Origin of the sequence: Desulfosarcina widdelii (assembly GCF_009688965.1) — a bacterium.
Taxonomy (GTDB): Bacteria; Desulfobacterota; Desulfobacteria; order Desulfobacterales; family Desulfosarcinaceae; genus Desulfosarcina; species Desulfosarcina widdelii.
This window is the reverse complement of record NZ_AP021875.1, coordinates 3,073,661-3,087,127: the sequence shown is the minus strand read 5'-3', so window position 1 is coordinate 3,087,127 and position 13,467 is coordinate 3,073,661. Positions and strand designations below refer to the sequence as shown.

Annotated in this window: 10 protein-coding genes; 7 read left to right on the top strand and 3 right to left on the bottom strand. The window is 58.5% G+C overall.

The genetic code is table 11. The features are described 5' to 3' along the window. Window positions 1-46: 46 nt before the first annotated feature. From GN111_RS14465 to GN111_RS14455, 3 genes are all read left to right on the top strand, one after another. Complete coding sequence (locus GN111_RS14465; RefSeq protein WP_155304428.1) at window positions 47-1,171, top strand: transporter family protein; 1,125 nt, start codon at window positions 47-49, stop codon at window positions 1,169-1,171. Window positions 1,172-1,218: 47 nt separating this feature from the next. Then, window positions 1,219-1,992 (top strand): hypothetical protein, encoded by a 774-nt coding sequence (locus tag GN111_RS14460; RefSeq protein ID WP_155304427.1) that lies wholly within the window; start codon window positions 1,219-1,221, stop codon window positions 1,990-1,992. Between the two features lie 141 nt (window positions 1,993-2,133). After that, entirely contained in the window at window positions 2,134-2,970 is an 837-nt protein-coding gene (locus tag GN111_RS14455; RefSeq protein ID WP_155304426.1) for an enoyl-CoA hydratase/isomerase family protein, read from the top strand. A gap of 2 nt (window positions 2,971-2,972) precedes the next feature. Here the strand turns inward: GN111_RS14455 and GN111_RS14450 are convergent, their stop codons facing one another. The 3 genes from GN111_RS14450 to GN111_RS14440 are packed head-to-tail and all read right to left on the bottom strand — an operon-like array spanning window position 2,973 to window position 6,481. Continuing rightward, on the bottom strand, window positions 2,973-3,500 hold the full coding sequence (locus tag GN111_RS14450) for a CsgG/HfaB family protein (RefSeq protein WP_170302297.1): 528 nt from the start codon (window positions 3,498-3,500) through the stop codon (window positions 2,973-2,975). After that, window positions 3,484-5,427 carry a redoxin domain-containing protein gene (locus GN111_RS14445; RefSeq protein WP_155304424.1) on the bottom strand — a complete coding sequence of 648 codons (1,944 nt, stop codon included), beginning with the start codon at window positions 5,425-5,427 and terminating at the stop codon, window positions 3,484-3,486. The genes GN111_RS14450 and GN111_RS14445 overlap by 17 nt, the downstream gene beginning before the upstream one ends. A 31-nt stretch (window positions 5,428-5,458) precedes the next feature. Next, complete coding sequence (locus GN111_RS14440) at window positions 5,459-6,481, bottom strand: S1C family serine protease (protein ID WP_170302296.1); 1,023 nt, start codon at window positions 6,479-6,481, stop codon at window positions 5,459-5,461. A gap of 173 nt (window positions 6,482-6,654) precedes the next feature. Here GN111_RS14440 and GN111_RS14435 point away from each other — a divergent pair, with 173 nt between their 5' ends. The 4 genes from GN111_RS14435 (at window position 6,655) to GN111_RS14420 (ending at window position 13,445) form a co-directional block, all read left to right on the top strand. Then, on the top strand, window positions 6,655-8,589 hold the full coding sequence (locus GN111_RS14435; RefSeq protein ID WP_170302295.1) for an FHA domain-containing protein: 1,935 nt from the start codon (window positions 6,655-6,657) through the stop codon (window positions 8,587-8,589). Between the two features lie 371 nt (window positions 8,590-8,960). Then, window positions 8,961-10,754, top strand: coding sequence for a CPBP family intramembrane glutamic endopeptidase (locus GN111_RS14430; RefSeq protein ID WP_155304421.1), 1,794 nt, complete (start codon window positions 8,961-8,963; stop codon window positions 10,752-10,754). Between the two features lie 4 nt (window positions 10,755-10,758). Beyond that, window positions 10,759-12,930, top strand: coding sequence for a penicillin acylase family protein (locus GN111_RS14425; RefSeq protein WP_170302294.1), 2,172 nt, complete (start codon window positions 10,759-10,761; stop codon window positions 12,928-12,930). Further along, entirely contained in the window at window positions 12,927-13,445 is a 519-nt protein-coding gene (locus tag GN111_RS14420) for a shikimate kinase (protein ID WP_176603292.1), read from the top strand. Before GN111_RS14425 ends, GN111_RS14420 begins: the two co-directional genes overlap by 4 nt. The last annotated feature ends 22 nt before the right edge of the window (window positions 13,446-13,467 follow it).

Sequence of the window (13,467 nt, the reverse complement as noted above, 5' to 3'; positions counted from 1 at the left end):
TTATACTCGTTATGCTTTTAAGAGACCATCAGCGAAAAGGATAGCTATGATGATTTGTTTTCGATGGATTCTGATAGCAACCCTGATTCTAAGCGGATTTGGCATAACACACGCCATGGACATCAGCGTGCAGACCGGCCTGAGCACCAACTGGTGGGACAGCGACAGCAATGACCGGGGCAACCAGACCTATATCCCGGTGACCATCGACGGGGTCCACGGGGATTTTTCCATGCAGGTGCTCAGCGCCTTTGTCAACACACGCATCGATCCGTCGAACGCCTCGAAAGACTCCCTGACCACAGCGGTGGATACCAAACTCAACTTCTCCTATGCCGTCTTGGAGAAATTCCCCGTGGATGTTCTCTTCGGCCTGGATTTCAACCTGCCCACGGGCAAAACCGACCTGGACAGCGAGGAGCGCAACCTGCTGCTGGATCCCGATCTGGTGGACATTTCCCGCTACGGGGAAGGCTTCAACGTCAATCCCACCTTCACCATGGCCAGGCAGGAAGAACGCTGGGGCATCGGTGTGGGTTTCGGATACCTGTGGCGGGGAGAATACGATTTCAGCGACACCGCCCAAAATTACGATCCCGGCGACATTTTCAACATCACGGCCGAGGGCTTTTACGCCTTTACCGACGTCTGGCTGGGACGGATTTTCGGAGAGATGGCCTTTTACGGCACCGATGAGATGGAGAGCCAGGAGTACTATCAGGAGGGCGACTTCTTTCTGGCCGGCATCGGCGTGGACTACTTCAAGGATAAATGGGAGGCTTCGCTCAGCGGTCAGGGTATTTTCCGGGGTAAGTGCCAATTCCAGGCGGACAACCTGCAACTGGCCACCGAAGACCGGGCCGGATACGGCGACGAATTCCTGGCGGATCTGACGGTACGATTGGCGTTGTCCCCGGAAAACGCTCTCAGTTCGCGTCTTTACTACCTGATGGTCTTGAAAAACGATTACGAAGAGAACGATCCCTCTTTTATCGATGAGAAGCAAAAGGTTTCTCTCAAGGTTTCTCTCCACCATCAATTCGCGGAGGACTTTTCCGGACGCATCGGTTTGGAGGGCTACCTGCTGGACGAAGGGCGCAACTGGTACCATGAAGAGGATCGCGAATATCGCGGCATGATCATGGATATCGCGGTGAGCAAAGCCTTTTGAACTGCGGCCGATGCGCCTTCCGGCCCGCCCGATAGAGGGGTTCAAACATGCAAGCGACGTCATCGACGGAACGGCAGAGAAAGCGCTTCCTTTACACCTTGTGCGCCGTCATCATCGTTGTGGCCTTTACCATCCTCACGGCGATCAACGCCACCGAGAGAAATTTCAAAGAGATTCCCATCAATCTGGCCGTCATTGCGGTCATGACCGCCAGCCTGGCCGCCCTGAAAAGATGGGACGCCGATCAAACGATTTATCGGGCGTCACACGCGTTGATCAGCCTCGGTTTATGCTATAGCGTCTCGATTGGTGCCGGAGAAGAAACCGTGCTTTTCTGGGCGCTGATTGCACCCCTGCTGTTTTTTTTCTTTTTCGGTAAGCGGGAAGGAATCATCTGGACGATTCTCTTTTACGCCTGCCTGATCGTTATCCTGTTCCTGCCGGGCTGGTTTGACGGACACGTTTACAGCGGGGTTACGATTTCCCGTTTTCTCATTACACTGACGATCATCTCCATTGTCGGTTTCGGGCTGGAATCGTCGCGAACGCGATTCAGCCGCCTGCTGAGTGAAAAAAACCGGGCCCTGCGGAATGAGAAACAGCAGCTTGAAAAAGCGCTCAAGGATGTCAAGGCCCTGAGCGGCCTGCTGCCGATCTGCAGCAATTGTAAAAAGATCAGGAACGACGAAGGTTACTGGGAACAGGTGGAGGTGTACGTGCGGGACCATTCCGAAGCGGAGTTCAGCCACGGCATATGCCCGGAATGCATCAAGCAACTCTACCCGGGGTTTAAAGGTAAAAAGGACTCCGACAAGAGTTGAACGCTTCGAACCGGTTCAAATCACCTATGCCCACCTCCATTTATTCCATGACGCAGACGCTTGCCCTTTTTCATACCGCTGCTTGTTAAAAGGGGTGCCCCATATTCCGTTGATGCCGAAAATCTGTAAAGGAGGGTAGCCATGCGTTCGGAAGGCGTCTTTTTGGAAAGAAGGGGGGCGCTGGCCGTGATGGTTCTCCGGCGGCCCGGACGGTTGAATGCCTGCAACCGGGAGATGTTCGTCCAATTGGAAGCCGCCGCCCGCAACCTGGCCGAAGGACCCTTGCCCCGTGCCGTGATCGTCACCGGGGAGGGATCGGATGCGTTCTGCGCCGGATTCGACGTCAATCCTGACAATCCCATGGTCGCGGAGATGGCCCAGGCCCTGGAAAAGGGGGATCACCGGCCCATCGAAAACGCAATCGCTGCCATAAGAAAGGCCGTGGATCGGCTGGTGGCCTTGCCGGTGCCCATCATTGCCGCCGTCAACGGCAAGGCCTTTGGCGGCGGGGCGGAACTGGCCGTACGCTGCGACATGCGGATCATGGATCCTGCCGCGGTGATATGCTTTTCCGAGGTCCGATTGGGATTGATGCCGGATTGGGGCGGTGGGGCCACGCTGACCCATTTGATCGGATCGGCTGCCGCGGCCGATCTCATCCTGACCGCTCGACGGGTCGGCGCCCATGAAGCCCTGCAATTGGGGTTGGTGAATCGCGTCAGTGCGCCTGGAAAAGCTGTCGACGAGGCCTTCGAACTGGCAGAGGCGATCATGGTCAACGGGCCGCGAGCCGTACAAAGCGCCCTGAAGGTGATTCGGGCCGGTCGCAATCTATCCCTGGAGGCGACCTTGGACCTCGAGCGAATGATTGCGGTGGATCTGATTGCCTCTGGCGAATGCCTGCAAGGGATCGGGGCGTTTTTAGACGGAAAAGAGCCGGATTTTCCGAACCTGCCGGAAAAGCGGGTCCTTGAATGAAATCACTGGTGCTGCAATAGCTCCCGTGCGGCTTCGGCGGCCACCTGCATCATTCGGGGCAAGTCCCCGGCGGACGTCGTTTTCTGGGCAGTTTGGATTACCTTGCCCGTTTCCACCTCAACCAGACGCAAATCCACGCGCATCTGGGAGGCAACCGCCTGGCAGGCGCCAAAGAGCATCAGCCGCGCGCCCACGATCCGCCCGATGCGCAGGCCGGTGGACTCGGCCGCCAATTCGCTGGAACCCAGGCTGAGTTCCTGCAAAACGGCCAGCAGCTTTTCCCGTTCTACCAGCGCATAGTCGCCGTTGGCTTCCACGGCTTCCATGACCGCGGCGGTCATCAGTTCCGCCGCCTCCGGCCGGCCGCTTCCCGGAAGGCTGAGATCCTCGAGGGGCCAGACCGCCAACGCCGGCGGGCCGGACGGTGCCGGGGCCGGCTGGCCGGCGCAGCCGGCCATGACGAGGATCAGGCATAAAGCCAGGCCTCCAACCGCGGCCCATGGGCCGCAGTGCTTACATTTCCGCTGCATTTTCCTTGACTTTGTCATCGGCTTTCAGGTCCCGTTCCTTTTTCACGATGCGGGCATGGCACAGATCGGTTTCCACGCGGGTTACTTCCAACTGGGCGACGACCTTGGGCAGGCCCTTGAGCTTGCGGCCCTTGTAAACGATGGGTTCGGCCTCTTCGATCACATCCATCCGGGTGCCTTCGACCATGCCCTGGGCCGCCCCCAGATTGATCAGCACCTGGTCGCCGGCCACCTGAACCACGAATCCCTGCAAGGGATAGTCGGCCATGATCGCCGATAGAATTTCGCGGTTCAGACGATGCAATTGCTTGTCCCAGCCGGACTCGGGGCCCAACTGCCGGGTGAGGGTTTTGGCAATGGCCGAGGTTTCGGTATCGACCAGACGCAGGTTCACCAGCGTATCGGCCGGCATGGTGAACAGGGTGCCGGTGCCCATGATCCGGGCCGCCATGACTCTGCCCAGGCGCAGGGCGGTTTCCGGCTGTGCCAGATCCGAGGAGCCCAGGTTGAGTTCCGAAAGAAGCCGGTCGAGCACCACCCGGTCCACCACCTTCACCCTTCCCGAGGCGTTGAGATTTTCCGCCAGTTGGGCGGTGAGGATGGTCGAAAGCCCGTCCCGGTCGGAAAGCCCGCCTTTTTCCTGGAAATCGATAAAGGCTAAGGCCAGGGGGCGCGAGGTCCATTCATCCGGATTGGCTGGTGGGTTCTTCTTCTGCTTGCGGTAGCGCTCGGCCAGGTCCTTGACCAGGGTATCGATCTGTTTACGCCGATCGGCATCCTTCTGGAGTTCGACCATCTCCCGTGCTTTGCGGGCCAAAAGGGCGGCGACGCTGTCCGTGGTGCTGACATCCGAGGCCTTGCGATAGGCGGTCAGGGCCTGGTCCCACTTGCCTTCCCGCTGGTAGGACATCCCCTTGTTGGAGGTGGCCTCCACGAAATAGGGGTCCACGGCCACGGCCTGGTCGTAAAGCTCGCGGGCTTTTTCCTGTTTGCCGATGCTGGCGTAGAACCGGCCGTATTTATTCAGGGCCACGGCCTTCTGGTTAGGGGAAGCGTCCGGTTTTGCGACGGCTTCTTTATACTCCGCCGCCGCTGCTTCCTTTTTGTTCTGACGGTAAAGCACATTGGCTTTGACCATATGGGCAAAGCCCCGTTTTGGGGCTTTGCGGGTCACCTGGTCGGCCAGGGTCACGGCTTTTTCGTCTTCGCCCTTTTCGGCATATACGGCACTGAGTCCCTCCTTGCCCAGCACTTCTCCGTTTCCGGAACTGGCGGCAACGTCCTGGAAGATGGTCTCGGCCGCATCCAGGTTGCCTGACTTCATCTCGGCATACCCTTTGACCGTTTTGGCTTCGACGTTGTCCGGGTTTTTGGCGATGACCGCGTCGCTGATGGCTTTTGCCATTTGCTGGTTTTTCTGGCTCAAGGTTCGTTCGGCCAGCCGTACAAGCAGAATTTCCGTTGTTTTCCCGCCGCCCTGGAACAAGTCCAGAATCTTGCGGTCCGGTCCCATGACGAAAATGGCGGGCAAGATGGCCTTGGCGTTGTAGCTGGTGCTCACCTCACCGGGATCGAGCAGCACCGGAAAGGCCGGGGACGCCTGTTTGACGTAGCGGGCCACCGCATCGGCGGGGCTCATGGTAACGGCCCATACCGCCAGGTTGTCGTCGGGAAAGCGCTTTTTAAGCGTGTCCAGATAGGCCAGCCCTTCCTGGCTGGGGCGCGATGCCGCATCGAAGAAATAGAGCACCGCCATCTGGTGATTTTTCAGTGCAGACAGCACATAAGCGGTCCCCTTGACGTCCTTGAGCGTAAAGTCGGGACCCACCTGCCCGGGGGACGGCTGGGCACCGACCGCTATGGTCGTAGACAAGAACAAAATGACGGCCAGTCCGATCATCCGAAAAACGATGGTGCGCTGCTGCATTTTTCCCTCCCGATCCTTTTTTACGAGCCGATCAATTTCTGGAGTTCAATAAAAAAGCGTAGACGGTTTCCAGCGGTATCAGAAAACCGACGGTCGACGTGCCCCGGTAGCGGCCTTTCACGACGGCCACCAATCGGCCGCGGGCGTCGAACACCGGGCTGCCGCTGCTTCCGGGAAAGATATCCATATTCACCTGCCAGTACGGTTGGTCCGCTACCCGCCGCGGCGGCCCGTTGACGGTCCCGGAAGTCAACGTACCCCGCAGGTTGTTGGGACAGCCGATGGAAAAAACGCTTTCCCCCATCCCCAAAAGGTTCCTTCCGCCGGACAGTGGTACGAAACCGAAGTCTCCGGCCAGGCATTCAACCAGGGCCAGGTCCCGGCGCAGGTCCAATCGGGTAACTTCTCCAGGTGCGCTGGTTCCATCATTGAACGTCAGGGTAACCCGTTGGTGGCCATTCAGATCGTGGGCTGTACACAATACCAGACCCGCCGGATCGACGATGAACCCGGAGCATTGGATGCTGCTTTTCTCGGATCGCGCCCGAATACAGACCGCTGCCTCCATGTGGTCCAGGACCGCCGTGGGAACCGTCCGGGTGCGATTGGCGGCAACTGGCGGCAAACCGGGTGCCGCTGACAGCAGGTATCCGTCGACATACTCCCTCAGTTGCCGGCAGGTCGATCCACCGTTGGCGGCGTTGACATGGACCACCGTGGCTACGGCGGCCAGGGCCGATCGGGGCCTGACGGTAATCTCCCAGTTATCGCGGGCGTTCCAGGCCTTTAGATGGACAACTCCGGGACGTGGATGTTCCTTATGGATGGTATATCCCCGGTTGCCGAACCACTCGGCGATCACTTCAACCACTTCGCTGGCAGGGGCTGCGAACGGACGCTCCATATCCGGGCAGACGGCGCCCTCTGCGGCAAGGCCTGTCCCGGATGCCAACAATGCCAGATGAAAAGCGAGAATCACGCGGATCATGGCCCGTCCGTAGCGGTTATGGTTGCATTTCCAGTGGCGGCGAATGTTCTCAATGTTTACCTGCAATCGACCTGCAGATCAAACGAAAAAGCGTTGGTTCAAGAGGATTTGACTTTCCGGTTGCCTTTGGCTATCTGAAAGAGGGGAATCCGGCGGCCAGTTCCCGGATGCGGCCTTTTTGGGCCGGCGGTGCCTCTTGCCCTTCGGAAGCGACCATCGATCCATACCCATTGAATTCCATGAAAATAAAAACCGGCACCCGGCCCCGATCAGGCTGGCAGCCGGGAAAGGCGATTATGCGCGGTTTCGACAGGTACGATTTTCAGTTATGGCGCCGTTTATGTGTCCTTTTCGTGGTGGCCGGCCTTCTGGCAACGGGTTCGCTGCAGCCCTGCCGAAGCGCGGCCGCAACCGGCGAAAGGCTGGTGGACGCGGTGCTGGTCATCGACAACTCCGGCAGCATGCGCAAGAACGACCCTGAGTTCCTGACGCCCAAGACCGTCAGTGCGTTTCTGGATCGACTGCCGGATGCCACCCGGGTGGGTATGGTCCTTTTCGATCGGCATGCCCGCTTGCTGCAACCCCTGACACAGCTTTCCGACCCGAAAGCCAGACAGCAGCTCTCTTCCAGTCTGAAAAAGGTCGATTATCGGGGCAAATTCACGGACAGTGCCGCCGGCATCGAGCGGGCCGCCTACGAACTCAAAAACGACGGCAGGAAACAAGCCCGCAAAAGCATCATCTTTTTGACCGACGGCATCGTGGATACCGGAGACCGCCAAAAGGACGCGGAACTGACCCAGTGGCTGAAAACGGACCTGACGGCCGAATGCAACACCGCCGGGATTCGTATTTTGGGAATCGCCTTTACCGAAAATGCCGATTTTCCCCTGATTCAAGCCCTGGCTTCACGCACTGGCGGCGCCTATTACCGGGCCACCCGCCCCGAAGATATCGCCGACGTGCTGGACCGGATTCAGACCCTGTTGCCGCCCGAACCGCCCGATTTGCCGGTCGAACCCGCAACGCCCGAAGAAACGACCGCACCTGCGGAGGCGTCGCCGTTATCGACAGAAAATCCGCCTGCCGAACCGCCCTCCCATCCCGACAAGGAAACCAACGGCTCCCGCAGTTTCTGGAAATTTTACCTGCCGTTGATTCTGATCATTTTTGTGCTGATGGGGTTGGTGGCGATGCTGGTGTTCAAGCTGTTCAGCCTGCCATCCTGGTTGGGGGGGCGCAAAAACGGTCCCGCGCCTTTGTCCGGCATGCGGGTCCTGCCGCCTCCGGAGTGGGAACTGCAGGATTTGACCAACATCGGCGGCGTCCACCGATTCGACAAGTCCCGGGTGACCGTGGGGCGGGACGAAGAGAACGACCTGCCCCTTGCCACACCTACGGTTTCCAATCTGCACGCCTCCATTGAATACCGCGAGGGGGCCTTTTTTCTGGAGGACCAGCGCAGCACCAACGGCACCCGGCTCAATGACCACCAGATGTTGGCCAACCGGCCGGTGCGTTTGAAAAGCGGAGACCGGATCGGTTTTGCCAATCTGGTTTTCAAATTCGTGCGCCTGGACCAGATTGTCAGTGGCGACACGGTGATGCTGGAGATCACCCCCTTTGACGTCTCTGCGAACGAGTCTTCCGAGCCCCGCTTCGGTGAAATCGATTTGGAAAAGATGCTGCAACGCTGCCTGGAACGGCACCTGGAACAGATCCGGAAGTTGGGGAAGAAATACGACGAATTCGTTTACGCATTCTTTTCCGAGAAAATGTCCAATGCCATTGCCGTACAAGCCCGTGAGAGTATGGATCGGACCCTTCTGGACAAAAGCCAGCATTGTTCTCCTTTGATCAAGGGCAATGCCTTTTATGTGGTCTGCACCCTCCCGGTAAGTGCCTCCGATGCCGTTGAATGGTTCGAGAGCGAGTACGGCGGGTTCACCCGGTTCATCTCCAAGTGGATCAAGTCCGACGGATACGACGTGACGTCCTGCGCCCAGTTCTGCGTCATTACTTATGGCATGGAAGAGCAGCCCTGGGTGAGCATGACGGTGGTGCCCACCCATGACGATCCGGATCCGGTCGAGATCATGTCCGTCAATTTCCTTTCGGATGCAGAAAAAGCGGACCTGGGGCTGGAGTTTGACGAGCATGGGCGGGTGTTGTAGGCCGACGATGCCCGATGGAAGCATCGATTCTAAAATAAGCTGTAATATCAATAGAAAAGGGTCGTCTGCGCAGCATTGTGGCCATCGTTGACCGGCCATTTGGCTGTTGACCCTAACTGCGGCGATTGTTATGGATAAAAAGTGCACAACCAGAAATGGCCAAGCCAATCTTACCCTTGGCCGATATCTTTGCTGCGCGAACAATTTTATTCTCGGAATATCAACTCTATGCACCCCAATGGCATAAAACCCGAGCTAAAATTGGTCGTGCGCCTTGATCTCGACCAAATTTGCCAATTTCTGGATGGGCACTGAAAAGCGATTTGGTTTCGATTTGTCGCTGCCAAAGAACCCAGGAACGGTCGCCGGATATGGAAGATACCGATCAAGCTCCTTTTGTGCTGCAAAACGCTCCCGCCAAAGCGGATGCCGCCGGAAACGGTTTCCCGGACCGCTACGCGATCAAGGGGACCGGAACGGATCGGGTCCTGACCTGCCTGGAAGCCCCCAATATTCAGGTTGTCGTGAAATCCAGCCTGACGGTGACAGCCTCGGCTGCACGCAAAGCCCCGGCCGGAACCATCTACCTGGACGGCGTTGCCCAGGCCGCCCCGTTTCTGGATCACGAAAAAAAGGTTTACAATCTGGATCACCACGAAGGCTGCGTGCGTACCTTTACCCTGGCCACCTGCGAGCAGGCCCTGATCATGTGCGTCAAGGGCTTGGATCTGCAGGAACGGGAATGGAAAATATACGCCAACGAGCCCGATCTTGACGCCATTTTATCCATCTGGATCATTCTCAATTACAAACGAATCAACAACCGCGAAGCCATCAACCGAAGATCGCTGTTTGCGCTGGTACGACTGGAAGGGATCATCGATTCTCTGGGCCTCGAGATGCGCGAACTCAGCGGTTTTCCGGAAGATCTGCTCCAGAAACTGATGCGGGTCATCGATCGTCTGCGGGCCGAAGAACTGGAATTGAAAAAGGCCGGAAAGTGGGCCGGAACCGATTTTCTCGACTACACCCTCGGTGTACTGCGCAAATTGGACCAGTTTCTCATCAAGCAGGGCGAACTGGACGATTTCAAGGGGATCGAGGAACTGGCCCGCATCGAACTGACCAACAATCGTATTGCCGTGGTGGTGGAATCGGATCTGGGAATTTACGAACTGGAGCCCCATCTGGCCAAACTGTACGGCAACCGACTGGGCTGGGTGGCCCTGCGACGGGGAGAAAAGGATTACACCCTCAGGCAGATGGACCTGTTCATGCCGGTGAACCTCGAGGATGTCTATCAACGGCTGAATTTTATGGATCCGGCGGTCAAAGGTCGCCTGAACGTCAACCGCTGGGGCGGTAGCGGCGATATCGGGGGGTCGCCCAGAAGCACCGGAACACGGCTTGCCCCAGCGGATATCGTTTCCGCCTGCCGCGATGTGATCGACAAGCGCAGCGACATCCGGCATGTGAAACGGTTTCTGACCAGTGCGGTCCTGGCCGCCCTGATTCTGGTCGCCGCCATTGCCACCGCTCAAAACTGGCATCCGGCACACTGGCTGGACCGTGAAGGGATGGCCGCGTGGAGCCTGCATCCGCTATTCGGCTATTATCTGGCGCTGCTGGTGTTAACGGTCGTCATTCTCGGGACCATGGCCATCCGCCGGCCCTGGCAGTTCGGTATCATTCTGCCCTCCGGAAAAGACTGGCTGCGCCTGCTGCCTTTTGCCGTCGCCTGCGGCCTTTCCGACCTTTTGCCGGTCCCCGGAAAAGCCCTGTTTGCCGCCGACCCGGTGGTGGCCTGGACCATTGCCCTGGTTTTGATTCCGCTCGCTATGGAACTTCTGTTCCGGAGCCTGATACATGGCATGATGGCCCAGCTGGCAACCATTCAGGATTGCGAAAGCCGCTGGTTCTTTTCCGGCCCGACCATCGGGTCTTCTCTGTTGTATACCGCTGCCGTTAGCGTTCAGATGATCATGATGCCCGTCGATCCCGCCTCTACGCGGACCCTCGTTTTCATGGTCCAATTTGCAGCAATGGCTGCGATTTTCGGCCTTTTTGCCGGAATGATCCGGGAGCGGTCCCACAGCATCCTGCCGGCCTGGCTCTTTCACGCCGCAGCGGTGGCGACCCTGATTCTCACCTATGGCCCAGCATGACCCGATGAAGCTGAAGAAAAAAACCGTCAATCTTACCGGAAACGACGGAGCGATCCGCATTGCGCGAAACGCCCACGGAATCCCGGAAATATCTGCCCAAACGGTACCGGACCTGATGCGTGGACTGGGCTGGGTGCATGCCAACGACCGCCAGTTGCAGACCCTGTTGACGAGAATTCTCCTCCAAGGCCGCGCCGCCGAGCTGCTCAAGGCCGATGACGCCCTGATCGAAATCGACACCTATATGCGCAGGATGAATTTCCTTCCCGATGCCCAGGAGCAGATCGACGCCCTGGCGCCGGACACGCGCTGCGCCATGGAGGCCTATGTCGAAGGGTTCAACCAATGGATGGCGGCCAACAGGCCGGTGTTCGAGTTCAGGCTGCTGGGCTACCGGCGGCCGGAGCCCTATGCCGTTGCCGACTGCCTTAGGCTGGGCAAGGTTTTCGGCTTTCTTGGACTGGCCGACGTCCAGGCCGAAATGGAGAAATTTATCGTCCAGGCGGTCCAGAACGGGATCGACGAACCGCGGCTGCGGGAGCTGTTTCCCTACCTGACCGATGACATCGATATCGAACTGCTGAAGCAGGTGCGGCTGGCGCAGCCACTGGTGCCCGAGGCCGTGGCCTGGCGCAACCGTCTGCCGCGTTTTAACGCCTCCAACAACTGGGTCGTGGCCGGGCGCCTTACCCGCTCCGGCTTTCCCATTTTGTGTGGAGACCCCCACCTGGAAGTCAACCGCCTGCCCAATGTATGGCAGGAGATCGTCATGCGGCTGCCCGGCAACACCTTGCTGGGCGTAAGCATTCCCGGGGTTCCCGGCCTGATCATCGGCCGCAGCAGCCATTTGGCCTGGAGCGCCACCTATTCGTACATGGACATGCTCGATTACCGCATCGAGCGCTGCCGGGAGGGCGAGTACTATCGCCGGGACGGATGGAAGCCTTTTTCGGTTCGCGAGGAGACGATCAAAGTCAAGAACCGGCCCGATCTTAAGATCCGGGTGTACGAAAACGAAAATGGGCTGCTGGAGGGCGATCCCGACCGGGAAGGTCACTACCTGGCGTTGAACTGGTCCGGTTCCCGCGGTTGCGGAGCCAGGGATTTCGATACCATCATCCGGATGATCGACGCTCCGGATGTTGATACGGCCATGGGCCTGTTTCGCAGGGTGGAGGCCGTGTCCATGAACTGGGTGTTCGCCGATACCCGGGGAAATATCGGCTACCAGATGAGCGGCCGCCATTTCAAACGGCCGCGAGGGATCAGCGGTCTTCTGCCCCTGCCGGCCTGGGAGGAGAAATACGATTCGTCAGGATTCAACGCCCCGGACGATCTACCCTGCGTGTTCAATCCGCCCGAAGGCATCATCGCCACGGCCAACCAGGATCTCAACTACCTGGGCCGTTCCAATCCCATCAACCTGTGCATGGGGAGCTACCGGGCCGACCGGGTGGTTCAATTGCTGGAGAGCCATAGCGGAATCGACGCGGCGTTCATGAAGGACATGCACTACGATCTTTATTCGCTGCAGGCCGAGCGGCTGATGAAAATCATAACCCCGCTGCTGCCGGATACGGAAAACGGCTGCATTCTCAAGTCCTGGGATTTGCGCTATCCGGCGGACTCGAAGGGCGCCATGCTCTTCGAATCGGTCTACCGGTCCGTCATCGACGTGGTGTTCGGGGACCAGGGATTCGGTCGGGACGTGGTCGGGCATATTTTTTCGGAAACCAGCCTGTTCAACGACTATTACGCCAACTTCGATCGCATCCTGGAAAAGCCTTCTTCCGCTTGGTTCGATGGCCGGCGTCGCGAAGACCTGCTTCGGCAGGGAATCGAAGAGGGGCTGGACGTCAAGCCCAAAGGCTATGGCCAAACCCGGTCCGTGGTCCTGTCCCATCTGCTTTTCGGAGGCCAGTTGCCCCGATTCCTCGGGTTCGACCGCGGTCCCGTGGTGCTTCCCGGCTGCCGGGCGACGATCCCCCAGGGGCAGATTTTCAAACATGCCGGCCGGTTGACCACCTTCAGCCCCGGATACCGCATGATCGCCGATATGGCCGTCGATGAAATCCACACCAACCTGCTCGGCGGTCCATCGGACCGGCGTTTCTCCCGATGGTATCTCAGCGACCTGAAGAACTGGTACGAGGGGAATTACAAGGTCCTGCAATGAGCAGCACCATCCGGAATCCGATTCTCATCGGCATGCCGGCCGCGGGGAAAAGCACGGTCGGTGTATTGCTGGCCAAACAGCTTGGTGTTTCCTTCGTGGATACGGATATTCTCATCCAGACGGGCCAGGGCTGCCTTTTACAGGAGATCATTGCCGAACACGGCGTCGCGGGGTTTCGCGCCGTCGAGGAAAACTACCTGCTGCGCGTACCTCCCGATTGCGGGGTGGTGGCCACCGGCGGCAGCGCCGTTTACAGCCAAAAAGCGATGTCCTACCTCAGGTCTCTGGGACCGGTGATCTATCTTTGCATCGGACTGGCGGCCCTGAAAGAGCGGCTGGGCAGCCTTGACGAACGCGGGGTGCTGCGAACGCCCGGCCAGAGCATTGATGGTTTGTATGCAGAGCGCAGCCCACTATATGAGAAATATGCCGACATCACTGTATGCACCGACGATGTGACGCCCGACCGGGTGGTGGGGGTGCTATTGGATCAGCTGCGTTTGGTTTCGGGATGAATGCCACCTGAAGCGAATGCCA

Bases quoted from the DNA above. Each gene is read 5' to 3' on its own strand.
- GN111_RS14465 (WP_155304428.1), top strand. From the start codon at position 47: ATGATGATTTGTTTTCGATGGATTCTGATAGCAACCCTGATTCTAAGC.
- GN111_RS14460 (WP_155304427.1), top strand. From the start codon at position 1,219: ATGCAAGCGACGTCATCGACGGAACGGCAGAGAAAGCGCTTCCTTTAC.
- GN111_RS14455 (WP_155304426.1), top strand. From the start codon at position 2,134: ATGCGTTCGGAAGGCGTCTTTTTGGAAAGAAGGGGGGCGCTGGCCGTG.
- GN111_RS14450 (WP_170302297.1), bottom strand. From the start codon at position 3,500: ATGCAGCGGAAATGTAAGCACTGCGGCCCATGGGCCGCGGTTGGAGGC.
- GN111_RS14445 (WP_155304424.1), bottom strand. From the start codon at position 5,427: ATGCAGCAGCGCACCATCGTTTTTCGGATGATCGGACTGGCCGTCATT.
- GN111_RS14435 (WP_170302295.1), top strand. From the start codon at position 6,655: ATGAAAATAAAAACCGGCACCCGGCCCCGATCAGGCTGGCAGCCGGGA.
- GN111_RS14430 (WP_155304421.1), top strand. From the start codon at position 8,961: ATGGAAGATACCGATCAAGCTCCTTTTGTGCTGCAAAACGCTCCCGCC.
- GN111_RS14425 (WP_170302294.1), top strand. From the start codon at position 10,759: ATGAAGCTGAAGAAAAAAACCGTCAATCTTACCGGAAACGACGGAGCG.
- GN111_RS14420 (WP_176603292.1), top strand. From the start codon at position 12,927: ATGAGCAGCACCATCCGGAATCCGATTCTCATCGGCATGCCGGCCGCG.